General features: G+C 51.6%; 18 protein-coding genes and 7 tRNA genes. 22 read left to right on the top strand and 3 right to left on the bottom strand.

Annotation, left to right across the window (positions count from 1 at the left end; translation table 11 throughout):
- Positions 1-316: 316 nt before the first annotated feature.
- Positions 317-1,984, bottom strand: coding sequence for a glutamine--tRNA ligase (glnS, locus tag G4551_RS07300; protein ID WP_003835546.1), 1,668 nt, complete (start codon positions 1,982-1,984; stop codon positions 317-319).
- Positions 1,985-2,170: 186 nt separating this feature from the next.
- Positions 2,171-4,120 (bottom strand): PTS N-acetyl glucosamine transporter subunit IIABC, encoded by a 1,950-nt coding sequence (nagE, locus tag G4551_RS07295; protein WP_003835548.1) that lies wholly within the window; start codon positions 4,118-4,120, stop codon positions 2,171-2,173.
- Between the two features lie 342 nt (positions 4,121-4,462).
- Between nagE and nagB the strand changes: the two genes are divergently transcribed.
- The 13 genes from nagB to G4551_RS07230 all read left to right on the top strand — a co-directional run bounded on the left by nagB (position 4,463) and on the right by G4551_RS07230 (position 12,210).
- Positions 4,463-5,263: a glucosamine-6-phosphate deaminase gene (gene nagB / locus G4551_RS07290; protein ID WP_003022803.1), complete on the top strand. Its 801-nt coding sequence runs from the start codon at positions 4,463-4,465 to the stop codon at positions 5,261-5,263.
- A 60-nt stretch (positions 5,264-5,323) separates the two neighbouring features.
- Positions 5,324-6,472: an N-acetylglucosamine-6-phosphate deacetylase gene (gene nagA, locus G4551_RS07285; RefSeq protein WP_003022800.1), complete on the top strand. Its 1,149-nt coding sequence runs from the start codon at positions 5,324-5,326 to the stop codon at positions 6,470-6,472.
- Between the two features lie 8 nt (positions 6,473-6,480).
- Positions 6,481-7,701, top strand: coding sequence for a DNA-binding transcriptional regulator NagC (gene nagC, locus G4551_RS07280; protein ID WP_003022796.1), 1,221 nt, complete (start codon positions 6,481-6,483; stop codon positions 7,699-7,701).
- Positions 7,702-7,867: 166 nt separating this feature from the next.
- On the top strand, positions 7,868-8,620 hold the full coding sequence (gene nagD, locus G4551_RS07275) for a ribonucleotide monophosphatase NagD (RefSeq protein ID WP_003022792.1): 753 nt from the start codon (positions 7,868-7,870) through the stop codon (positions 8,618-8,620).
- Between the two features lie 299 nt (positions 8,621-8,919).
- Positions 8,920-10,584, top strand: a complete 1,665-nt coding sequence (asnB, locus tag G4551_RS07270; RefSeq protein ID WP_003835552.1) for an asparagine synthase B — start codon at positions 8,920-8,922, stop codon at positions 10,582-10,584.
- A 224-nt stretch (positions 10,585-10,808) separates the two neighbouring features.
- Positions 10,809-10,885, top strand: a tRNA-Met gene (locus tag G4551_RS07265).
- Positions 10,886-10,894: 9 nt separating this feature from the next.
- Positions 10,895-10,979: transfer RNA gene (locus G4551_RS07260), tRNA-Leu, on the top strand.
- Positions 10,980-11,002: 23 nt separating this feature from the next.
- A tRNA-Gln gene (locus G4551_RS07255) sits at positions 11,003-11,077 on the top strand.
- Positions 11,078-11,114: 37 nt separating this feature from the next.
- Positions 11,115-11,189, top strand: a tRNA-Gln gene (locus G4551_RS07250).
- A 21-nt stretch (positions 11,190-11,210) separates the two neighbouring features.
- Positions 11,211-11,287, top strand: a tRNA-Met gene (locus G4551_RS07245).
- A gap of 43 nt (positions 11,288-11,330) precedes the next feature.
- Positions 11,331-11,405, top strand: a tRNA-Gln gene (locus tag G4551_RS07240).
- Between the two features lie 36 nt (positions 11,406-11,441).
- Positions 11,442-11,516, top strand: a tRNA-Gln gene (locus G4551_RS07235).
- Positions 11,517-11,637: 121 nt separating this feature from the next.
- Positions 11,638-12,210 carry a hypothetical protein gene (locus G4551_RS07230; protein ID WP_003835554.1) on the top strand — a complete coding sequence of 191 codons (573 nt, stop codon included), beginning with the start codon at positions 11,638-11,640 and terminating at the stop codon, positions 12,208-12,210.
- Between the two features lie 5 nt (positions 12,211-12,215).
- On the opposite strand, the gene ubiF is transcribed toward G4551_RS07230, so the two are convergent.
- Positions 12,216-13,391 (bottom strand): 3-demethoxyubiquinol 3-hydroxylase, encoded by a 1,176-nt coding sequence (gene ubiF / locus G4551_RS07225; protein ID WP_003835556.1) that lies wholly within the window; start codon positions 13,389-13,391, stop codon positions 12,216-12,218.
- A 145-nt stretch (positions 13,392-13,536) separates the two neighbouring features.
- On the opposite strand from ubiF, the gene miaB reads away from it, so the two are divergent.
- The 9 genes from miaB (at position 13,537) to gltL (ending at position 22,872) form a co-directional block, all read left to right on the top strand.
- Complete coding sequence (gene miaB / locus G4551_RS07220) at positions 13,537-14,967, top strand: tRNA (N6-isopentenyl adenosine(37)-C2)-methylthiotransferase MiaB (protein WP_003022779.1); 1,431 nt, start codon at positions 13,537-13,539, stop codon at positions 14,965-14,967.
- 206 nt (positions 14,968-15,173) lie between these two features.
- Positions 15,174-16,220: a PhoH family protein gene (locus G4551_RS07215; RefSeq protein WP_003022776.1), complete on the top strand. Its 1,047-nt coding sequence runs from the start codon at positions 15,174-15,176 to the stop codon at positions 16,218-16,220.
- Positions 16,217-16,684: an rRNA maturation RNase YbeY gene (ybeY, locus tag G4551_RS07210; protein WP_003835559.1), complete on the top strand. Its 468-nt coding sequence runs from the start codon at positions 16,217-16,219 to the stop codon at positions 16,682-16,684. The genes G4551_RS07215 and ybeY overlap by 4 nt, the downstream gene beginning before the upstream one ends.
- A 129-nt stretch (positions 16,685-16,813) precedes the next feature.
- The gene (gene corC / locus G4551_RS07205; RefSeq protein ID WP_003022770.1) at positions 16,814-17,692 is read left to right on the top strand and encodes a CNNM family magnesium/cobalt transport protein CorC; all 879 of its coding nucleotides are present in this window, start codon (positions 16,814-16,816) and stop codon (positions 17,690-17,692) included.
- A gap of 24 nt (positions 17,693-17,716) precedes the next feature.
- Positions 17,717-19,255, top strand: a complete 1,539-nt coding sequence (lnt, locus tag G4551_RS07200; protein WP_003835561.1) for an apolipoprotein N-acyltransferase — start codon at positions 17,717-17,719, stop codon at positions 19,253-19,255.
- A 409-nt stretch (positions 19,256-19,664) separates the two neighbouring features.
- Positions 19,665-20,573 (top strand): glutamate/aspartate ABC transporter substrate-binding protein GltI, encoded by a 909-nt coding sequence (gene gltI, locus G4551_RS07195; RefSeq protein ID WP_003022762.1) that lies wholly within the window; start codon positions 19,665-19,667, stop codon positions 20,571-20,573.
- Between the two features lie 159 nt (positions 20,574-20,732).
- Positions 20,733-21,473, top strand: coding sequence for a glutamate/aspartate ABC transporter permease GltJ (gltJ, locus tag G4551_RS07190; protein ID WP_003022759.1), 741 nt, complete (start codon positions 20,733-20,735; stop codon positions 21,471-21,473).
- A complete protein-coding gene (gene gltK, locus G4551_RS07185) occupies positions 21,473-22,147 on the top strand; it encodes a glutamate/aspartate ABC transporter permease GltK (protein WP_003022757.1) in 675 nt (224 codons plus the stop codon). Before gltJ ends, gltK begins: the two co-directional genes overlap by 1 nt.
- Positions 22,147-22,872: a glutamate/aspartate ABC transporter ATP-binding protein GltL gene (gene gltL / locus G4551_RS07180; RefSeq protein ID WP_003022754.1), complete on the top strand. Its 726-nt coding sequence runs from the start codon at positions 22,147-22,149 to the stop codon at positions 22,870-22,872. Before gltK ends, gltL begins: the two co-directional genes overlap by 1 nt.
- Positions 22,873-22,920: the final 48 nt, after the last annotated feature.

The following is a 22,920-nucleotide window of genomic DNA, read 5'->3' as shown; positions in this document are numbered from 1 at the left end:
ACGCGAATTATCAATCTCTTTCTGTAACGAGTATGTAATAGTATGAGCAACCGCACATATTTCATTGCTTTCTGTTACATTTTCATTGGGAGATAAAAAAGCGTTGATAAAATGAAAAAATCGCTTGTTTTCCATAGAGATGAAATCGGTTTCAGCCCATTTCACATTGAGGTAAGTTATTTAAACGTAAAAACATTCAGCCGATTTATTATTACAGACATGTAATTAATTCGCTGCGCAAACGGAGCCTGTCAAACGGTTTTTTTGCGAAAAAAAACGCCGCATGAAGCGGCGTTTAGAGAGGATGTGTTGCGACTTATTCGCCCGCTTTAGCCCACGTATCACGCAGACCAACGGTACGGTTAAACACCAGCTTGTCAGCCGTTGCATAACGGCTGTCCAGGCAGAAGTAACCTTCACGCTCAAACTGGAACGCTTTACCTGCAACCGCAGCCTGCAGCGACGGCTCACCGTAACCCTGCTTAATGACCAGCGATTCTGGGTTAATAACGGACAGGAAGTCTTCCGCCGCACCTGGGTTTGGCACGCTAAACAGACGGTCGTACAGACGGATTTCAATCGGTAGCGCATGGGACGCGCTCACCCAGTGAATAACGCCTTTAACTTTACGACCATCGGCCGGATCTTTGCTCAGGGTGTCAGCATCGTAGGTGCAGAAAATGGTGGTGATCTTCTCTTCTGCATCTTTCTCAACACGTTCGGCCTTGATCACGTATGCATTACGCAGACGCACTTCTTTGCCCATCACCAGACGCTTGTACTGCTTGTTCGCTTCTTCGCGGAAGTCTGCGCGATCGATCCAAATTTCACCGCTAAACGGTACTTCACGGCTGCCCATTTCCGGTTTATTCGGATGGTTAGGCATAGTGACCAGCTCGCTTTCGCCCTGCGGGTAGTTTTCGATAACCAGTTTCACCGGATCGATAACCGCCATCGCGCGCGGAGCATTTTCGTTCAGATCTTCGCGGATGCAGGATTCCAGAGAAGCGATCTCAATGGTGTTGTCCTGTTTGGTCACGCCAATGCGTTTGCAGAACTCACGGATCGCGGCAGCGGTGTAACCGCGACGACGCAGACCAGAGATCGTCGGCATACGCGGATCGTCCCAGCCTTCAACATGCTTGTCGGTCACCAGCAGGTTCAGCTTGCGCTTGGACATCACGGTGTATTCCAGATTCAGGCGCGAGAATTCGTACTGGCGCGGATGAACCGGAATGGTGATGTTGTCCAGCACCCAGTCATACAGACGACGGTTATCCTGGAACTCCAGCGTACACAGTGAATGCGTAATGCCTTCCAGCGCATCGCTGATGCAGTGGGTAAAGTCGTACATCGGGTAGATGCACCACTTGTTGCCGGTCTGATGGTGTTCGGCGAACTTAATGCGGTACAGCACTGGATCGCGCATCACGATAAACGGCGAAGCCATATCGATTTTCGCACGCAGGCAGGCCTTACCTTCTTCAAAGCCACCGGTACGCATTTTTTCGAACAGCGCCAGGTTCTCTTCAACGCTACGATCGCGGTACGGGCTGTTTTTGCCTGGCTGAGTCAGCGTGCCACGGTATTCGCGGATTTCGTCCGCTGACAGTTCGTCAACGTACGCCAGCCCTTTATTAATAAGCTCTACCGCATAGGCGTGAAGCTGATCGAAGTAATCCGAAGAGTAGCGAATGTCGCCAGTCCAGTGGAAACCTAACCATTCAACGTCGTTTTTAATCGACTCAACGTACTCGATATCTTCTTTAACCGGGTTCGTATCATCAAAACGCAGGTTGCACTGGCCCTGGTAATCTTGCGCAATGCCAAAGTTCAGACAAATGGATTTCGCGTGGCCAATGTGCAGATAGCCATTTGGCTCCGGCGGAAAACGGGTATGGATAGTGGTGTGCTTACCACTGGCCAGATCTTCATCGATGATCTGACGAATAAAGTTACTCGGGCGGGCTTCAGCCTCACTCATCGTGGATTCCTCAAAGCGTAAACAACGTATAACGGAGTATGATCTTATAAGCCAGGCAGACTGACAACCCTTAGTTACGTAAAATACGTATCAAACGAAAATATTGGGGCCGATTGCTGCAAAAAAAAGCGGCGGAGGACTATCCCCCGCCGCTTAAGGCACTTAACTCACTTTACTCAGGAGCAGTTACTTACCTTTAATCTCATACAGTGGTGTTTGACCAGCAACCACATGACCTTCGGCTTTAATGACCAGAGCGCCGAAATCATCGCTGTTGCTGCACACAACCGGGCTTATCATAGAACGTGCATTAGCGTTCAGGAACTCCAGATCCATTTCCAGAATCGGTTGACCTGCAGTAACTTCCGCACCTTCTTCAACCAGACGCTTAAAGCCTTTACCTTCCAGCGCGACGGTGTCGATGCCCATATGGACCACGATTTCCGCGCCTTTAACAGTTTCCAGGCAGAACGCGTGGTTAGTGTTGAAGATTTTCACGATGGTGCCCGCAGCCGGAGCAACCACGATTTTATCCGTTGGTTTCACCGCCACGCCGTCACCTACAGCTTTGCTGGCGAAGGCTTCATCAGGAACCTGCTCCAGCGCAACTACGTCACCGGTAATCGGAGAAACCAGCGCTTCAACGGTGACTGCATTCGCTACAGCCTGCGGTTTTGCTGCCGGAGCCGCTGCTGCTGGCGCACTTTCACCAGACGCTGCTGCCACCGGGCCACGCGCGACAACTTTCTTCATTTCGTCGCCGATGGATTCAGCTTTCGCACCCACGATGACCTGAATTGTTTGCTTATTCAGCTTAACGACACCCGATGCTCCTAAACGTTTACACATCGCATCGTTTACGCGACCGGAGTCGGCAACGGTCAGACGCAGACGAGTGATACAGGCATCAATCGCTTTCAGGTTATCAGTGCCGCCAACCGCTGCAATGTAGCTGGTTGCCAGTTGAGCCAAACCTTCTTCAGTGTTGCTGTTGGCTTCTTCAGTAACGATATCGTCTTCTTTATCTTCGCGGCCCGGCGTTTTCAGGTTAAACATACGAATAACCGCGCTGAACAACACAAAGTAGATAACGAAGAACACCAGACCCATCACCACCAGCATCCAGACGTTCTGGCTTGCTGCCGGCAGGTTGTACATCAACACGTAGTCGATAGCACCTGCGGAGAAGGAGAAGCCTGCGTGGATCCCCAGCAGTGTTGCAACGAACAGGCTGATACCCGTTAACAGTGCGTGCAGGAGGTACAGCAGCGGAGCCAGGAACATGAACAGGAATTCCAGCGGCTCGGTAACACCGGTCAGGAACGCGGTGATCGCAACGGACAGCAGCATACCGCCAACCATCGGACGACGTGCTTTCGGAGCCGCGAAGTACATCGCCAGCGCCGCACCCGGCAGACCAAACATCATGATCGGGAAGAAGCCAGACATGAACATACCCGCAGTGCCGTCACCCGCGTAGAAACGGTTGATGTCACCGTGGAATACGGTACCTGCAGCGTTAGTAAATTCGCCAATCTGGAACCAGGCAATAGTATTCAGCACCTGATGCAGACCGGTTGGGATCAGCAGACGGTTGATGAAACCAAAGATACCGGAACCCAGCGCGCCAGCGCCCACGATCCACTCACCACCCGCATGGATGGCATTCTGTACCGGTGGCCATACGTAACCGAAGATAGCAGCCAACACCAGACAGAAGAAGCCAGTGGCGATCGGCACGAAGCGTTTGCCGCCAAAGAAGCTCAGGAAGTCAGGCAGTTTGATACCAGACCAGCGGTTATACACGGCACCGCCGACCAGACCGGTGATGATACCAGCCAGCACGCCCATATTGATTGCAGGGTTAATGGTAACCATTGCTTTGGTCAATATGAAATAACCGACCGCACCTGCCAGCGCTGCTGCACCTGCGCTGTCTTTTGACCAGCTGGAAGCAACACCGATCGCAAATATTAACGCGAGGTTATCAAAGATGGCCCCACCCGCTTGCGCGATGAAGGGTACGTTAAGTAAATCTGGTTGGCCGAATCGCAGCAGCAGTGCCGCGACTGGCAGCACAGCGATGGGGAGCTGTAACGCCCTACCCAGCCGCTGGAAAAAACCTAAAATATTCATTTTATTCCCCCTACGAGACCCCGATTAGGCTTCTTTGAAGCCATGTTTTTATTGTGTGACCATTCCTGACAGCAAGATTCTGGAACAACGATATTAACCATTCATCTACATTCAGAGTGTGTGAAAAATTAATTCGTATCGCAAATTAAACGCGTGTTTTTTGTGATTTCAGTCACCAAATATCGTTATTAACCCTCCCTTCCACTGGCTAACTACGAAAACTTATTTTATCATTCAAAAAATCGAAACGGATTGATCCTTACCGATGCAAAACCAGGTTACGCTTAATACTGCACAGAGACTCAATCCGCCAATTGCTTACATTTACTTTTGAGGTGAAGAATGAGACTGATCCCCCTGAATACCGCTGAACAAGTCGGCAAATGGGCTGCTCGCCATATCGTTAACCGTATTAACGCGTTCAAACCAACGGCAGATCGTCCGTTCGTTCTGGGCCTGCCGACTGGCGGTACTCCGCTGACAGCTTATAAAGCATTGGTTGAAATGCACAAAGCGGGCCAGGTGAGCTTCAAGCATGTTGTTACTTTCAATATGGACGAATATGTTGGCCTGCCGAAAGAGCATCCGGAAAGCTACCACAGCTTTATGCACCGTAATTTCTTTGATCACGTTGATATTCCAGCAGAAAACATCAACCTCCTCAATGGTAATGCGCCGGATATTGATGCAGAATGCCGTCAGTATGAAGAAAAAATCCGTTCTTACGGTAAAATCCACCTGTTTATGGGCGGTGTAGGCAACGATGGTCACATCGCGTTCAACGAACCGGCTTCCTCTTTGGCTTCCCGTACCCGTATCAAAACGTTGACTCACGACACACGTGTTGCTAACTCACGCTTCTTTGACGGCGACGTAAGCCAGGTGCCTAAATATGCGCTGACCGTTGGCGTGGGTACCCTGCTGGATGCCGAAGAGGTGATGATCCTGGTTCTGGGCCACCAGAAAGCACAGGCGCTGCAAGCCGCCGTTGAAGGCAACGTTAACCACATGTGGACCATCAGTTGCCTGCAGTTGCATCCAAAAGCCGTTGTGGTCTGCGATGAGCCTTCCACCATGGAACTGAAAGTGAAGACGCTGAAATACTTCAACGAGTTAGAAGCGGAAAATATTAAAGGTCTGTAATTGATGTCTCCGCCCTGTCGATGAGTTGCAGGGCGGCATTTTTTGAAATCGGGGGTCGGAATGTATGCTTTAACCCAGGGCCGGATCTTTACCGGTCACGAAATTCTTGATGACCATGCGATTGTTGTCGCCAATGGCCTGATTGACAGCGTTTGCCCACTGGCTGAGTTACCGTCAGGAATTGAACAGCGCTCACTGAATGGGGCCATTGTTTCCCCCGGTTTTATTGATGTACAGCTAAACGGCTGCGGCGGTGTACAGTTTAACGATACGGCAGAAGCCGTGACCGTTGAAACGCTGGAAATCATGCAGAAAGCCAATGAAAAATCTGGCTGCACCAACTATTTACCAACGCTTATCACCACCAGCGATGACCTGATGAAACAGGGTGTTCGCGTGATGCGTGAATACCTGGCGAAACACCCGAATCAGGCATTAGGACTTCATCTTGAAGGCCCGTGGCTGAACCTTGTGAAAAAAGGTACCCATAATCCTGGATTTGTCCGTCAGCCGGACGCTGCGTTGGTTGATTTCCTGTGCGATAATGCGGATGTGATCACCAAAGTCACACTGGCACCAGAAATGGTCCCGGTAGAGGTCATCACCAAACTGGTTAATGCCGGTATCGTGGTTTCTGCGGGTCACTCCAATGCAACGGTCAAAGAAGCCAAAATCGGTTTCCGCGCAGGCATCAGCTTTGCGACCCATTTGTTCAACGCGATGCCGTACATTACCGGTCGTGAACCAGGTCTGGCGGGCGCAATTCTTGATGAAGCCGATATCTACTGCGGTATCATCGCCGATGGCCTGCACGTTGATTACGTTAACATTCGTAATGCTAAGCGCCTGAAAGGCGACAAGCTGTGCCTGGTCACTGACGCGACCGCGCCAGCAGGTGCAAACATTGAACAGTTCATTTTCGCTGGTAAAACAATATACTACCGCAATGGACTGTGTGTTGATGAGAACGGTACATTGAGCGGTTCATCATTAACCATGATTGAAGGTGTACGCAATCTGGTCGAACATGCGAATATCGCTCTCGACGAAGTCCTGCGCATGGCAACGCTCTACCCTGCTCGCGCCATTGGCGTCGACAAACAACTCGGCAGCATCGCGCCAGGCAAAGTAGCCAACCTGACTGCGTTCACGCACGACTTTAAAATTATCAAGACCATCGTTAATGGCAACGAGGTCGTTACTGAGTAAGAGAAAGAATGACACCAGGCGGACAAGCTCAAATAGGTAATGTTGATCTCGTAAAACAGCTTAACAGCGCGGCGGTTTATCGCCTGATTGACCAGCATGGGCCAATCTCGCGAATTCAAATTGCCGAGCAAAGCCAGCTTGCCCCCGCCAGCGTAACCAAAATTACGCGTCAGTTGATCGAACGCGGGCTGATCAAAGAAGTCGATCAGCAGGCCTCCACCGGGGGCCGCCGCGCTATCTCTATCGTCACAGAAACCCGCAATTTCCACGCAATTGGCGTACGCCTGGGTCGCCACGATACGACGCTCACTCTCTATGATATGAGCAGTAAAGTGGTCGCCGAAGAGCATTACCCTCTCCCGGAGCGCACCCAGGAAACGCTGGAATATGCGCTGCTCAACACCATTGCCATCTTTATTGAGAGCTGTCAGCGGAAAATCCGCGAGCTGATCGCAATTTCTGTCATCCTGCCAGGCCTTGTCGATCCTGAAAGCGGCGTCATCCGCTATATGCCACACATTCAGGTCGAAAACTGGGGGCTGGTCGAAGCGCTCGAAAAACGCTTCAAAGTTACCTGCTTTGTTGGTCACGATATTCGCAGCCTGGCTCTGGCTGAGCACTATTTCGGGGCAAGCCAGGATTGCGAAGACTCCATTTTGGTGCGAGTGCACCGCGGAACCGGCGCGGGAATTATTTCCAATGGCCGCATTTTCATCGGTCGCAATGGCAACGTCGGTGAGATTGGTCATATTCAGGTTGAGCCGCTGGGTGAGCGCTGTCACTGCGGTAATTTCGGCTGTCTGGAAACCATTGCGGCCAACGCCTCTATCGAACACCGCGTACAAAACTTGCTAAAGCAAGGCTATCCAAGCCGGCTCACGCTGGATGATTGCAGTATCAAAGCCATCTGTAAGGCAGCGAATAAAGGCGATAATCTGGCAGCAGAAGTCATCGAGCATGTTGGCCGCCATCTGGGTAAAACCATCGCTATCGCCATCAACCTCTTTAATCCGCAGAAAATCGTCATTGCGGGCGAAATTACCGAGGCTGATAAAGTACTGCTGCCTGCAATAGAAAGCTGTATCAACACGCAGGCGTTGAAGGCGTTTCGCCATAATTTACCGGTGGTTCGGTCCACGCTGGATCACCGCTCCGCCATTGGCGCCTTTGCGCTGGTGAAACGCGCAATGCTTAACGGGACTTTGCTGCAACGTTTGCTGGAAAGCTAATACACGTCATCCTTCAAGCTGCCTCTGCGTTAGCTGCATCTGCTCACCCCGGTCACTTACTTCAGTAAGCTCCGGAGGTTCGCAGACTTGCCGCCTTGATGCGACTCGAATGATGTAGTGTATTTTGTGTATAGTAATGCCTTCTTTTTTTAATGTCGGATTGTCCATGGCCATTAAGAATGTAATTTGTGATATCGACGGCGTGCTGATGCACGACAATGTTGCTGTACCGGGTGCGGCAGAATTTCTGACTGGGATCCTGGAAAAAGGTCTGCCGTTAGTCCTGCTGACTAACTACCCTTCGCAGACCGGGCAAGATCTGGCAAACCGCTTCGCCACCGCAGGTGTGAATGTCCCTGATAGCGTCTTTTATACTTCCGCGATGGCTACCGCTGATTTTCTTCGTCGCCAGGAAGGAAAAAAGGCCTATGTGGTTGGTGAAGGCGCGTTAATTCACGAACTGTATAAAGCTGGATTTACCATTACCGACGTGAACCCCGATTTTGTGATTGTTGGCGAGACGCGTTCCTATAACTGGGACATGATGCATAAAGCGGCGTATTTTGTCGCCAACGGCGCTCGTTTTATCGCCACTAACCCGGATACCCACGGTCGCGGCTTTTATCCCGCCTGTGGAGCACTCTGTGCCGGTATTGAGAAGATCTCAGGTCGTAAACCATTTTATGTCGGCAAACCAAGCCCGTGGATTATTCGCGCGGCGCTCAACAAAATGCAGGCGCACTCAGAAGAAACCGTCATTGTTGGCGACAACCTGCGCACCGATATTTTGGCAGGTTTTCAGGCGGGTCTGGAAACTATCCTGGTACTGTCTGGCGTATCCAAGCTCGATGATATTGACAACATGCCGTTCAGACCAAGCTGGATTTACCCGTCTGTTGCTGAAATTGATGTGATTTGATTCGCAGGCCGGATAAGACATAAGTTCGTCTTATTCGGCAATTATGCAGCGTTATTGCCGGATGGCGGCGTCATCGTCTTATCCGCCCCACGAAGCCCCTCCATTCAATAAAACCGCCATAAAACTGTCGATTCATCAATAAACACGTCTATTCTGTAATCTTTTTTCACCAATCCACAATGACCATTGCATTTTTTATTTTCTGACCCGCAATTCGCTTGCGCCCTCTCCCGCTTTGCGGCATTTTCTTTATCAAGCAAACATAAAAAGCATCACGCAACAGGTTAACGGAGAAGGTTATGTGTTCTATTTTTGGCGTATTCGATATTAAAACTGACGCAGTTGAACTGCGTAAAAAAGCCCTGGAATTGTCTCGTCTGATGCGCCATCGCGGCCCAGACTGGTCGGGTATTTACGCCAGTGATAACGCCATTCTGGCACACGAACGTCTGTCCATCGTCGACGTCAACGCCGGTGCTCAGCCGCTGTACAACGTGAAGAAAACGCATATCCTGGCGGTTAACGGTGAAATTTATAACCACCAGGCGCTGCGCGCTGAGTACGGCGATCGCTATCAGTTCCAGACCGGTTCCGACTGCGAAGTTATCCTCGCGCTGTATCAGGAAAAAGGCCCAGAGTTTCTGGATGATCTGCAAGGCATGTTTGCCTTTGCCCTGTATGACAGCGAGCAGGACGCTTATCTGATCGGTCGCGATCATATTGGGATCATCCCGCTGTATATGGGTTACGACGAACACGGTAACTTCTATGTTGCGTCTGAAATGAAAGCGCTGGTTCCTGTCTGCCGCACAATCAAAGAATTCCCGGCCGGTAGTTATTTATGGAGTAAAGACGGCGAAATTCGTCAGTACTACCAGCGCGACTGGTTTGAATACGATGCAGTCAAAGACAACGTTACCGATAAAAACGAGCTGCGCCAGGCGCTGGAAGATGCGGTGAAAAGCCACCTGATGTCAGATGTTCCTTATGGAGTACTGCTGTCCGGCGGTCTGGATTCATCCGTCATTTCCGCGATCACTAAAAAATACGCGGCACGCCGTGTTGAAGATCAGGAACGTAGCGAAGCCTGGTGGCCACAGCTGCACTCCTTCGCCGTCGGCCTGGAAGGCGCTCCGGATCTGAAAGCTGCGCAAGAGGTGGCAAACCATTTGGGTACCGTGCACCACGAGATCCACTTCACCGTGCAGGAAGGTCTGGATGCTATCCGCGACGTGATTTATCACATCGAAACTTACGATGTCACGACGATTCGCGCCTCGACGCCAATGTACTTAATGTCGCGTAAAATTAAAGCGATGGGCATTAAAATGGTGCTGTCGGGCGAAGGTTCGGACGAAGTATTTGGCGGTTATCTCTATTTCCACAAAGCGCCAGATGCAAAAGAACTGCACGAAGAAACCGTGCGCAAGCTGCAGGCACTGCATATGTTCGACTGCGCCCGTGCCAACAAAGCGATGTCAGCCTGGGGCGTGGAGGCACGCGTGCCGTTTCTGGATAAGAAATTCCTTGATGTGGCGATGCGCATCAACCCGCAGGACAAAATGTGCGGCAACGGCAAAATGGAAAAACACGTTCTGCGCGAATGTTTTGAGTCCTACCTGCCAGCAAGCGTCGCGTGGCGTCAGAAAGAGCAGTTCTCTGACGGTGTCGGTTACAGCTGGATTGATACACTGAAAGAAGTCGCTGCTGAACAAGTTTCTGACCAACAACTGGAAACCGCCAGCTTCCGTTTCCCATACAACACGCCATCATCTAAAGAAGCGTATTTGTACCGTGAGATTTTCGAAGAGTTGTTCCCGGTTGCGAGCGCTGCGGAATGTGTGCCTGGCGGGCCATCTGTAGCCTGTTCTTCCGCTAAAGCGATCGAATGGGATGAAGCGTTTAAAACCATGAACGATCCGTCTGGTCGTGCGGTTGGCGTACACCAGTCCGCTTATAAATAAGTTAATCCTTAGAAAAGGGCCCTGCGGGGCTCTTTTTTTATGTCTGTTTTCTGTGCAAAAAAACAATTAATAACTAATAATTGCCGAATATTGCGTCATGCTGTTCGCAACCTAACCAAACAGTCACATTCCAGCTATTTTCAATGAAAAAGGGGTTGACGCTTCAAGGCTCAATACGCATAATGCGCCCCGCAACGCCGATAAGGTTACGCGAAAAAAAAGATGGCTACGTAGCTCAGCTGGTTAGAGCACATCACTCATAATGATGGGGTCACAGGTTCGAATCCCGTCGTAGCCACCATCTTTTTTTGCGGGAGTGGCGAAATTGGTAGACGCACCAGATTTAGGTTCTGGCGCCGCAAGGTGTGCGAGTTCAAGTCTCGCCTCCCGCACCATTCACCCGTAAGCGTTGCACGGATGGGGTATCGCCAAGCGGTAAGGCACCGGTTTTTGATACCGGCATTCCCTGGTTCGAATCCAGGTACCCCAGCCATTTTTTCTTCGATATAGCGGTTCACTGCAACGGTCATTGGGGTATCGCCAAGCGGTAAGGCACCGGTTTTTGATACCGGCATTCCCTGGTTCGAATCCAGGTACCCCAGCCATCGAAGAATATGATAGTATCTGGCTACGTAGCTCAGCTGGTTAGAGCACATCACTCATAATGATGGGGTCACAGGTTCGAATCCCGTCGTAGCCACCATATTAAGGACGTATCGACTCGTTCGGTAAATCCAAAAAATTGTTGGGGTATCGCCAAGCGGTAAGGCTCTGGTTTCTGATACCAGCATTCCGAGGTTCGAATCCTCGTACCCCAGCCAATTTCAAAAAGTCGTCCACTTTGTGGGTGCACCCGTTGGGGTATCGCCAAGCGGTAAGGCTCTGGTTTCTGATACCAGCATTCCGAGGTTCGAATCCTCGTACCCCAGCCATATTAAAAAAGCTCGCTTCGGCGAGCTTTTTGCTTTTATAAAATCCTAAAAACACCCTCTCCTGCACAAGCGCCCAAAAGCTTAATGCTAGAATGCCTTTTTTGCACAAAAGGAGCTTGTGATGAATTATCAGATTTTCCCTCTGTTTTTCATGCGAATAACTGCCCTGTTGTTTTTTCTTCTCGCGGTTGGTCTCAGCTTTATCGGCATTTCGTCACTGATAACCTACTTCGTTCTGATTGGCATCGTATTCCCGGTTATTGTGTCAATGCATCTTCACCGACTTAATGAAGCCGGTACGGCCTTAACGCTGACGGAGAATACTCAGTGGATGGTCTATATCCACGGCTTTCCCGCTCAGGAACAGCGATCTGTACTGAAAAATCCCTGCTTCTTTTCACAAGCACGGCTTCGCCAGTTTTTTATCTATGGGTTTAGCGGCAAGCTCTGCCTGCAAATTGCCTGTATTGCCATACTGGCGCATGATTATGCCAATGGGGGAAATACGGTTGCGGCGCTGTTTGTGCTGGCTTGCCTGCTCATCTTCGCAGGTATTAGCACCAGAGCTTTGTATTGCGTTGCCACTCATCAATGGCAATGTGAAACCCTGACAACCAACACCGGAAGTGTTTGGTATCAGGGGTTCTTTCCAGGTAAGGAAGGTAGAGAAACTCTGTTTTCGCGCCTGGTTTAACGGCACTACAACCCTAACGCATACTTCAGTGCCTGACGTTTCAGTACGCCAGCGCGCTCTGCGGCCATGAGCCCGAGATTACGCATGATGCGCAGCGGCTGCAGGTTATTGCTGAATCCGGCGTAGAACAGATCCATACCGCTTTGCATGATGAAATTGTCAGTCATACGGCGATTCTGATAACGCTTGAGCACCGGCTGACTGGCCCAGGATTCACCGTAGCTGCGCGCATTCACCAGCACATCAATCAACGCATCGACATCACGAAAACCCAGATTAACGCCCTGCCCCGCCAGTGGGTGAATGGTATGCGCGGCATCACCTACCAGCGCCAGCCCCGGTTGCACATATTGCAGCGCATGACGACGCGTAAGTGGGAATGCCCCCGCCGCCACAGGCGTAACGTTACCGAGTCTTGAAGGGAAATGTTTAGCGATCTCCGCCTGCAGTTGCGGCATATTTAGCGCTTGCAATTGGCGGATGCGAGCTGGTGAGTCGTACCACACCAGCGAGGCCCAGTTATCGAACAACGGTAAAAACGCGCGCGGACCGTCAGGGGTAAATTGCTGCCAGGTGCTGTCTCCCGGCGAATGCTCGCATTGCACGGTAATCAACATACAGGACTGCGCATACTGCCAGGCATGAATGCCAATCCCAGCCATTTTCCGCACCTGAGAATTTGCACCATCCGCACCGATAACCAGCTTCGCGCTGATTTTTTCACCGTCTGCCAGTTCAAGTTCATGCCGATCGTGATGTTGATGCAAAGAGAGAAGCGACGCCGGCACGCGCAGCGTAACTTTAGGGTGAACTTCCAGCGCCTGCCAGAGCGCCTGTTGCAGGACCGTGTTCTCCACCATATAGCCCAACAAAGGCAGCTTAAGCTCGGCGGCATCAAACATCACATGGGCATTTTCCCATTCCCATGTTTCCAGACGACGGTAAGGATGGCTACGCATTCCCTGAACCGTATCCCAGACGCCCAGCCCTTTCAGCAACGACACGGAGGCGGAGCTAATGGCCGAAATTCTGACATCAGGCTGTCCGCCAGTAACAAACGGCGCAGGAGCGGCATGTTCAATCACCGTTACCGAAAATCCATGCTGCGCCAGTCCCAGCGCCAGCGCGCCGCCGACCATTCCCCCGCCGACAATGGCAATTTCCGTTGGTTGATTTGTCATGGTCAATTTTCCAGTTACATGTATTGTGTAAGTTTACAGGATTTTTTACCCCTTGAGGCTGACATCCGTCATACTGGTCACAACCGCGCCAAAGCAGTACACTATGCGCCCTGCATTTCAGCCACAATTTCGCAAGAGCAAGTCGATGACCAAAAAACTCCATATTAAAACCTGGGGCTGTCAGATGAACGAATACGATTCATCGAAGATGGCCGATCTGCTGGATGCCACTCATGGGTATCAACTGACTGACGTGGCGGAAGAAGCGGATGTGCTGCTGCTGAATACCTGCTCAATCCGTGAGAAGGCTCAGGAAAAAGTGTTCCATCAACTGGGCCGCTGGAAACTGTTAAAAGAGAAAAATCCCAAGCTCATCATTGGGGTCGGTGGCTGTGTTGCATCTCAGGAAGGCGATCATATTCGCCAGCGCGCGCATTACGTCGATATTATTTTTGGGCCGCAAACGCTGCATCGCCTGCCGGAAATGATCAACAAAGTGCGTGGAAGCACGACCCGTAGCCCGGTGGTTGATATCAGTTTCCCGGAGATCGAAAAGTTCGACCGCCTGCCGGAACCTCGTGCTGAAGGTCCAAGCGCGTTTGTGTCCATCATGGAAGGTTGTAATAAATATTGTACTTACTGCGTGGTTCCCTACACCCGCGGTGAGGAAGTCAGCCGTCCGGCGGATGATATTCTGTTTGAAATCGCCCAGCTTGCAGCCCAAGGCGTGCGTGAAGTGAACCTGCTGGGGCAAAACGTGAACGCCTGGCGTGGTGAAAACTACGACGGCACGATCGGATCCTTTGCCGATCTGCTGCGTCTGGTAGCAGCAATCGACGGCATTGATCGTATCCGCTTCACCACCAGCCATCCGATCGAATTCACCGATGATATCGTTGAAGTTTATCGCGATACGCCAGAGCTGGTGAGCTTCCTGCACCTGCCGGTACAGAGCGGCTCAGACCGCGTACTGAACCTGATGGGACGTACCCACACGGCGCTGGAATACAAAGCGATCATCCGCAAACTGCGCGCTGCGCGTCCGGATATCCAGATTAGCTCCGACTTCATCGTTGGCTTCCCAGGTGAAACCACGCAGGATTTCGAGCAGACCATGAAGCTAATCGCTGACGTCAATTTTGACATGAGCTACAGCTTTATCTTCTCTGCGCGTCCTGGCACCCCTGCCGCCGATATGGTTGATGACGTACCAGAAGAAGAGAAGAAACAGCGTCTGTACATTCTACAGGAGCGTATTAACCAGCAAGCTATGGCCTGGAGCCGTCGTATGGTTGGTACGACCCAGCGCATCCTGGTTGAAGGCACATCGCGTAAGAGCATTATGGAACTGTCAGGGCGTACCGAAAATAACCGCGTGGTGAACTTTGAAGGTACCCCGGATATGGTCGGTAAGTTTGTGGATGTTGAAATTACCGATGTCTGGACGAACTCCCTGCGCGGAAAAGTGGTGCGTACCGAAGACGAAATGGGCCTGCGCATCGCAGAATCCCCTGAATCGGTCATTGCGCGTACCCGCAAAGAAAACGATCTGGGTGTTGGTATTTATCAGCCTTAATCCTGCTGAAAGACGTAAAAAAGGCCCGATACCGCTACACTTATCGGGCCTACACTTCTGGGCTCGCTGTCCCGGCGGGCCTTGTAATCAGCCCTGGCATCCCCATATTTATTGCAATGCTTGCGCCTTTCCCCCATGGCGTGAATAATTTCCTTAGATGCCGGTAAATGTTCAGCGTCCGGCGAGACATGCATAAGAGGAACAGTTTGAACATAGACACTCGCGAAATCACCCTTGAACCCGCAGACAACGCCCGCCTGTTGAGCCTTTGCGGCCCATTTGATGACAACATCAAACAGCTGGAACGTCGCCTCGGCATCGAAATTAACCGCCGTGATAACCACTTTAAACTGACCGGCCGCCCAATTTGCGTCACCGCTGCGGCAGATATTTTACGTAGTCTGTACGTCGATACCGCCCCAATGCGCGGTCAGACGCAGGACATCGAGCCTGAACAAATTCATCTGGCGATCAAAGAAGCGCGTGTGCTTGAGCAAAGCGCAGACAGCGTGCCTGAATTTGGCAAAGCGGTGAACATCAAGACCAAGCGCGGAGTAATTAAGCCGCGTACGCCGAACCAGGCACAGTACATTGCAAATATCCTCGACCACGACATCACCTTTGGCGTTGGCCCTGCGGGTACGGGTAAAACGTATCTCGCCGTTGCCGCTGCGGTTGATGCGCTTGAGCGTCAGGAGATCCGTCGTATTCTGCTGACCCGTCCGGCAGTGGAAGCGGGCGAAAAACTGGGATTCCTGCCCGGTGATCTCAGCCAGAAAGTCGATCCCTATTTACGACCGCTGTATGACGCGCTGTTCGAAATGCTCGGTTTTGAGAAGGTTGAAAAGCTGATTGAACGTAACGTCATTGAAGTTGCGCCGCTGGCCTATATGCGTGGCCGTACGTTAAACGATGCGTTCATCATTCTTGATGAGAGCCAGAACACCACCATCGAACAGATGAAAATGTTTCTGACCCGTATCGGCTTTAACTCCAAAGCGGTTATCACCGGCGATATCACCCAGATTGACCTGCCGCGTAGTACCAAGTCCGGTCTGCGTCATGCCATTGAAGTACTGGCTGAGGTCGACGAGATTAGTTTTAATTTCTTCCATAGCGAAGACGTGGTTCGCCATCCGGTGGTGGCTCGTATCGTCACGGCGTATGAAGCCTGGGAAGAAGCAGAACAGAAACGTAAAGCCGAGCAGGCTGCAGAACGCAAGCGCGAAGCTCAGGAGCAGGAACAAAAATGAGTCAGGTTATTCTCGATTTACAGCTGGCATGTGAAGACGAATCCGGTTTACCCACAGAAAGTCAGTTTCAGGGGTGGCTGGATGCGGTGATCCCGCAGTTTCAGGAAGAGTCTGAAGTAACCATTCGTCTGGTCGATGACGCGGAAAGCCATGAGCTCAACCTGACCTATCGCGGGAAAGATAAATCCACCAACGTGCTCTCTTTCCCGTTTGAAGCCCCGCCGGGCATTGAGATGCCGCTGCTGGGTGATTTGATCATCTGCCGTCAGGTCGTCGAGAAAGAAGCGCAGGAACAAGGTAAGCCGCTTGAGGCCCACTGGGCGCACATGGTGGTGCACGGAAGCTTGCATTTACTCGGCTACGACCATATTGAAGACGATGAAGCGGAAGAAATGGAATCCCTCGAAACAGAGATTATGCTTGCTCTGGGCTATGAGGATCCGTACATTGCCGAGAAAGAGTAAGCATTTCGACATCTTGTAGGCCTGATAAGGCCTACCTGGTTTGAAGTGCAATGAAGAGATATGCCGTCATCAGCTGAGTAAACGCATGACGCGCTTTGTATTAACTAACATGAGAACCCATACGACGCCATGAGCGACGACAATTCACACAGTAGTGACACCTTAAACAGCAAAAAGGGATTTTTTTCCCTGTTACTGAGCCAACTTTTCCACGGTGAACCGAAAAACCGCGACGAACTGTTGGAGCTGATCCGTGATTCCGGGCAAAACGACCTTATCGATGAAGATACGCGCGATATGCTCGAAGGGGTAATGGATATTGCGGACCAACGCGTGCGCGACATCATGATCCCTCGCTCCCAGATGATTACCCTGAAACGCAACCAGACCCTGGACGAATGTCTCGATGTCATTATCGAGTCTGCTCACTCGCGTTTTCCGGTAATTAGTGAAGACAAGGATCACATTGAAGGGATTCTGATGGCCAAAGATTTGCTGCCGTTTATGCGCAGCGATGCCGAAGCCTTCAGCATGGAGAAAGTGTTACGCCAGGCGGTTGTCGTACCTGAAAGCAAGCGGGTTGACCGCATGCTGAAAGAGTTCCGCTCCCAGCGTTATCATATGGCTATCGTCATCGACGAGTTTGGCGGTGTCTCAGGTCTGGTGACCATTGAGGACATCCTTGAACTGATTGTCGGTGAAATTGAAGATGAGTACGACGAAGAAGACGATATTGATTTCCGTCAGCTCAGTCGCCACACCTGGACTATTCGCGCGCTGGCGCCGATTGAAGACTTCAACGAAGCTTTTGGGACCCACTTTAGCGACGAAGAAGTCGATACCATTGGCGGGCTGGTCATGCAGGCCTTTGGTCATCTGCCCGCGCGTGGGGAAACTATCGACATTGATGGTTACCAGTTTAAAGTGGCAATGGCCGACAGCCGCCGTATTATTCAGGTTCATGTCAGAATTCCGGACGACTCACCCCAGCCAAAACTGGACGAATAAACCCGAAACTGGATCTAAGACTACATGGCATTTGCCCCATTAATTGAACGCCAGCGCATTCGCCTGCTGCTGGCGTTATTATTCGGTGCCTGCGGGACACTGGCTTTCTCACCGTATGACATCTGGCCCGCTGCGATTGTTTCGCTGATGGGCCTGCAGGCTCTCACCTTCAACCGCCGTCCGCTCCAGTCTGCCGCTATCGGCTACTTCTGGGGACTGGGACTGTTTGGCTCAGGCATCAACTGGGTTTACGTCAGTATCGCGCAGTTTGGCGGTATGCCCGGCCCGGTTAACATTTTCCTCGTGGTTCTGCTTGCCGCATACCTTTCCCTCTACACCGGTCTGTTTGCCGGCGTGTTAGCGCGCTTGTGGCCGAAAACCACCTGGCTACGGGTGGCAATTGCCGCGCCGGTAGTCTGGCAAATCACGGAATTCCTGCGCGGTTGGGTACTGACCGGCTTCCCGTGGTTGCAGTTCGGTTATAGCCAGATCGACGGTCCGTTAAAGGGGCTGGCGCCGGTAATGGGCGTTGAGGCGATTAACTTCCTGCTGATGATGGTTAGCGGCCTGTTGGCGCTGGCGCTGGTGAGACGTAACTGGAAGCCGCTGGTTGCCGCACTCGTGCTCTTTGCTCTGCCTTTTCCACTGCGCTATATCCAGTGGTACACGCTTGAGCCGGAAAAAACCACCCAGGTCTCGATGGTGCAGGGCGACATTCCGCAGTCGCTTAAATGGGATGAAGGTCAGTTACTCAACACCCTGAAGATTTATCTCGACGCCACCCAACCCGAGATGGGCAAATCACAGCTAATCATCTGGCCAGAATCTGCTATTCCGGATCTGGAAATTAACCAACAGCGTTTTCTGAGCATGATGGATGACCTGCTGAAATCGAAAAACAGCACACTGATTACCGGTATCGTGGACGCGCGTCTGAACAAACAGAATCGTTACGACACCTACAACACCATCATCACACTGGGTAAAGACAGTCCATACAGCTACGACTCCAGCAACCGCTACAACAAAAACCATCTGGTACCGTTTGGCGAGTTTGTCCCTCTGGAATCAATCCTGCGACCGTTAGCGCCGTTCTTTGACCTGCCAATGTCTTCGTTCAGCCGTGGGCCTTATGTGCAGCCGCAGCTGCATGCGCACGGCTTTAAGCTGACGGCTGCCATTTGCTACGAAATCATTCTTGGCGAACAGGTTCGGGATAACTTCCGTCCGGATACGGACTACCTGCTGACTATCTCCAACGATGCCTGGTTTGGTAAGTCCATTGGCCCGTGGCAGCACTTCCAGATGGCGCGGATGCGTTCCCTTGAGCTGGCGCGCCCCCTGCTGCGTAGCACCAACAATGGTATTACGGCGGTGATTGGTCCTCAGGGTGAGATTCAAGCGATGATCCCGCAGTTTACCCGTCAGGTTCTGACCACCAGCGTGACGCCAACCACGGGCCTGACCCCTTATGCCCGTACCGGTAACTGGCCGCTCTGGCTGCTGACTGCACTGTTTGGCTTTGGTGCGGTGGTAATGAGCCTGCGCCAACGTCGCAAATAAAACAGTGCCCCATCAAATTCAGGCCGGATAAGGCGGTACGCCGCCATCCGGCCGTTGTGCAGCATCTTGCCTGATGGCGCTACGCTTATCAGGCCAACTCCCCTCCAAAAGACCATTCTGGCACGTCTATTGCTTTGTTCTACAAGGCAAACGCTGTTTTGGCTGAATGTGCAACCTGGTCGCACCAAAGTTGAGCGCCGGTAGCACCTGAAAAGTGCAACAAGATATTTTTGCCCCCAAATGGTGCGGCGCACTTCGCAAAAATAAACAATAACACAGCAAATTCTTTACATTCATCCAAACTAAATGTTAACAAACACATACAAGACTGCACGTTTTAGTAGCAAACAATAACAACATCACAATGGGTATCAATGCGTCCCTGGCGCAGACGATAAAGGAGTTGGATATGCAATTACGTAAGCTCGCCACTGCCATGCTGGTCATGGGAATGTCCGCCGGTCTGGCGCACGCAGAAGACGCAGCACCCGCGGCAGGCAGCACGCTGGATAAGATCGCCAAAAATGGCGTGATCGTGGTCGGTCACCGTGAATCATCGGTACCGTTTTCTTACTACGATAATCAGCAAAAAGTGGTCGGTTATTCACAGGATTACTCCAACGCGATCGTTGAAGCGGTGAAGAAAAAGCTGAACAAGCCCGATCTGCAGGTAAAACTGATCCCGATTACTTCACAAAACCGTATCCCGCTGCTGCAAAACGGCACCTTCGACTTTGAATGTGGATCCACCACCAACAACGTCGAGCGTCAGAAACAAGCAGCCTTCTCTGACACCATTTTCGTTGTCGGTACCCGTCTGCTGGCGAAAAAAGGCGGCGACGTCAAAGATTTCGCTGACCTGAAAGGCAAAGCCGTGGTCGTGACTTCAGGTACCACCTCAGAAGTGCTGCTGCACAAGCTGAACGAAGAACAAAAAATGGACATGCGCATTATCAGCGCGAAAGACCACGGTGACTCTTTCCGTACTCTGGAAAGCGGTCGCGCCGTTGCCTTTATGATGGATGACGCCCTGCTGGCTGGCGAACGCGCGAAAGCGAAGAAACCAGACAACTGGGAGATCGTTGGCAAGCCACAGTCTCAGGAAGCTTACGGCTGCATGCTGCGCAAAGATGACCCTGAGTTCAAAAAGCTGATGGACGACACTATCGCCAAGGCGCAGACCTCAGGCGAAGCTGAGAAATGGTTTGATAAGTGGTTTAAAAATCCAATTCCACCGAAGAACCTGAACATGAATTTCGAACTGTCAGATGAGATGAAAGCCCTGTTCAAAGAACCGAATGATAAAGCGCTTAACTAACTAAAATAAATGGGAGGCTTCCCCTCCCTCTCGATTGCTACTCGGCACGGACAGACTATAAGCCTGATGGTCGTTCCCCATCAGGCCTGAAAACCGCAAAACGCCGAATAACAATCTTCGAGGGTAGCGCTGCTACCCTTTTTTTTCTGGAGTAGATTTATGTCTATAGACTGGAACTGGGGTATTTTTTTACAACAGGCCCCGTTCGGCAACACCACCTATCTCGGCTGGCTCTGGAGTGGTTTCCAGGTCACGGTCGCGTTATCTATCACCGCCTGGATTATCGCTTTCCTCATAGGCTCTTTATTCGGCATCTTACGTACCGTCCCAAATCGTTTCCTTTCCGGGATCGGCACGCTATACGTTGAGCTGTTTCGTAACGTTCCGCTCATCGTTCAGTTCTTTACCTGGTATCTGGTCATTCCTGAACTGCTGCCGGAAAACATTGGCATGTGGTTCAAGTCGGAACTGGATCCCAACATTCAGTTCTTCCTCTCATCCATGCTTTGTCTGGGGCTGTTTACCGCCGCGCGCGTCTGTGAGCAGGTTCGCGCAGCGATTCAGTCCCTGCCTCGCGGGCAGAAAAACGCCGCGCTGGCGATGGGGCTGACTTTGCCGCAGGCCTACCGCTATGTGCTGCTGCCAAACGCATACCGCGTGATTGTTCCGCCAATGACCTCAGAGATGATGAACCTGGTGAAGAACTCCGCGATCGCCTCTACCATCGGCCTGGTCGATATGGCGGCGCAGGCGGGAAAACTATTGGATTACTCCGCCCACGCATGGGAGTCGTTTACCGCCATCACGCTGGCCTACGTCCTGATTAACGCCGTCATCATGCTGGTGATGAATCTTGTCGAACGCAAAATCCGCCTGCCTGGCAATTTGGGAGGCAAATAATGTACGAATTTGACTGGAGTTCTATCGTCCCTTCCCTGCCGTATCTGCTGGACGGGCTGATCATCACCCTGAAAATCACCGTTACGGCGGTCGTCATTGGTATTGTCTGGGGAACCATCCTTGCAGTAATGCGTCTGTCCAGCTTCGCGCCGATTGCCTGGTTTGCGAAAGGCTACGTCAACGTATTTCGTTCTATTCCGCTGGTCATGGTGCTGCTGTGGTTCTACCTGATTGTGCCCGGCTTTTTGCAAAACGTACTGGGTCTGTCGCCTAAAACCGATATTCGCCTGATCTCAGCGATGGTCGCGTTTTCGATGTTTGAAGCTGCGTACTATTCCGAGATTATCCGTGCCGGTATCCAGAGTATTTCTCGTGGGCAATCCAGCGCCGCGCTGGCGCTGGGGATGACACACTGGCAGTCGATGAAGCTGATCATTCTGCCACAGGCATTCCGCGCGATGGTACCACTGCTACTGACCCAGGGCATCGTACTGTTCCAGGATACCTCGCTGGTCTATGTATTGAGTCTGGCAGACTTCTTCCGTACCGCCTCCACCATTGGCGAGCGTGACGGCACACAGGTTGAAATGATCCTGTTTGCTGGCGCCGTTTATTTTGTATTCAGTCTGAGCGCATCGTTGTTGGTCAGCTATTTGAAGAAAAGGACAGTTTAATGATTACCCTGAAAAATGTTTCTAAATGGTATGGTCACTTTCAGGTGCTGACCGACTGCTCCACGGAAGTGAAAAAAGGTGAAGTAGTGGTGGTCTGCGGTCCGTCAGGTTCAGGTAAATCAACGCTTATCAAAACGGTGAACGGGTTGGAGCCGGTGCAACAGGGCGTCATCACCGTTGATGGTACCGTGGTGAATGATAAAAAAACCGATCTGGCCAAACTGCGCTCTCGTGTTGGTATGGTGTTCCAGCACTTTGAACTGTTCCCGCATCTGTCGATCATTGAGAACCTGACTTTGGCGCAGGTAAAAGTGCTTAAGCGCGATAAAAAGCCGGCCCGCGACAAAGCGCAAAAGTTACTGGAACGCGTTGGCCTGTCGGCACATGCCGAGAAGTTCCCGGCCCAACTCTCCGGGGGCCAGCAACAGCGTGTCGCTATCGCCCGGGCACTATGTATGGATCCTATTGCCATGCTGTTTGACGAACCGACATCGGCGCTTGATCCTGAAATGATCAACGAAGTACTGGACGTTATGGTTGAACTGGCCAATGAAGGGATGACCATGATGGTGGTGACCCATGAAATGGGCTTTGCGCGTAAAGTGGCGAACCGGGTGATCTTCATGGATGAAGGGAAAATTGTTGAAGACTCACCGAAAGAAGAGTTCTTCGCTAATCCGAAATCGGACCGCGCCAAAGACTTCCTCGCGAAAATCCTGCACTAATCTTGCTGGCGCGCATCTCCATGTGCGCGCCACCTCACGCTTTATCCC

Source organism: Citrobacter freundii ATCC 8090 = MTCC 1658 = NBRC 12681, from assembly GCF_011064845.1.
In the GTDB taxonomy this organism is placed as follows: domain Bacteria; phylum Pseudomonadota; class Gammaproteobacteria; order Enterobacterales; family Enterobacteriaceae; genus Citrobacter; species Citrobacter freundii.
The sequence above is the reverse complement of the archived record's forward strand: the minus strand, read 5'-3'. Positions and strand labels throughout refer to the sequence as shown.

Excerpts from the sequence above, each read along its gene's own strand:
- glnS (WP_003835546.1), bottom strand. The coding sequence starts at position 1,984 with ATGAGTGAGGCTGAAGCCCGCCCGAGTAACTTTATTCGTCAGATCATC.
- nagE (WP_003835548.1), bottom strand. The coding sequence starts at position 4,120 with ATGAATATTTTAGGTTTTTTCCAGCGGCTGGGTAGGGCGTTACAGCTC.
- nagB (WP_003022803.1), top strand. The coding sequence starts at position 4,463 with ATGAGACTGATCCCCCTGAATACCGCTGAACAAGTCGGCAAATGGGCT.
- nagA (WP_003022800.1), top strand. The coding sequence starts at position 5,324 with ATGTATGCTTTAACCCAGGGCCGGATCTTTACCGGTCACGAAATTCTT.
- nagC (WP_003022796.1), top strand. The coding sequence starts at position 6,481 with ATGACACCAGGCGGACAAGCTCAAATAGGTAATGTTGATCTCGTAAAA.
- nagD (WP_003022792.1), top strand. The coding sequence starts at position 7,868 with ATGGCCATTAAGAATGTAATTTGTGATATCGACGGCGTGCTGATGCAC.
- asnB (WP_003835552.1), top strand. The coding sequence starts at position 8,920 with ATGTGTTCTATTTTTGGCGTATTCGATATTAAAACTGACGCAGTTGAA.
- G4551_RS07230 (WP_003835554.1), top strand. The coding sequence starts at position 11,638 with ATGAATTATCAGATTTTCCCTCTGTTTTTCATGCGAATAACTGCCCTG.
- ubiF (WP_003835556.1), bottom strand. The coding sequence starts at position 13,391 with ATGACAAATCAACCAACGGAAATTGCCATTGTCGGCGGGGGAATGGTC.
- miaB (WP_003022779.1), top strand. The coding sequence starts at position 13,537 with ATGACCAAAAAACTCCATATTAAAACCTGGGGCTGTCAGATGAACGAA.
- ybeY (WP_003835559.1), top strand. The coding sequence starts at position 16,217 with ATGAGTCAGGTTATTCTCGATTTACAGCTGGCATGTGAAGACGAATCC.
- corC (WP_003022770.1), top strand. The coding sequence starts at position 16,814 with ATGAGCGACGACAATTCACACAGTAGTGACACCTTAAACAGCAAAAAG.
- lnt (WP_003835561.1), top strand. The coding sequence starts at position 17,717 with ATGGCATTTGCCCCATTAATTGAACGCCAGCGCATTCGCCTGCTGCTG.
- gltI (WP_003022762.1), top strand. The coding sequence starts at position 19,665 with ATGCAATTACGTAAGCTCGCCACTGCCATGCTGGTCATGGGAATGTCC.
- gltJ (WP_003022759.1), top strand. The coding sequence starts at position 20,733 with ATGTCTATAGACTGGAACTGGGGTATTTTTTTACAACAGGCCCCGTTC.
- gltK (WP_003022757.1), top strand. The coding sequence starts at position 21,473 with ATGTACGAATTTGACTGGAGTTCTATCGTCCCTTCCCTGCCGTATCTG.
- gltL (WP_003022754.1), top strand. The coding sequence starts at position 22,147 with ATGATTACCCTGAAAAATGTTTCTAAATGGTATGGTCACTTTCAGGTG.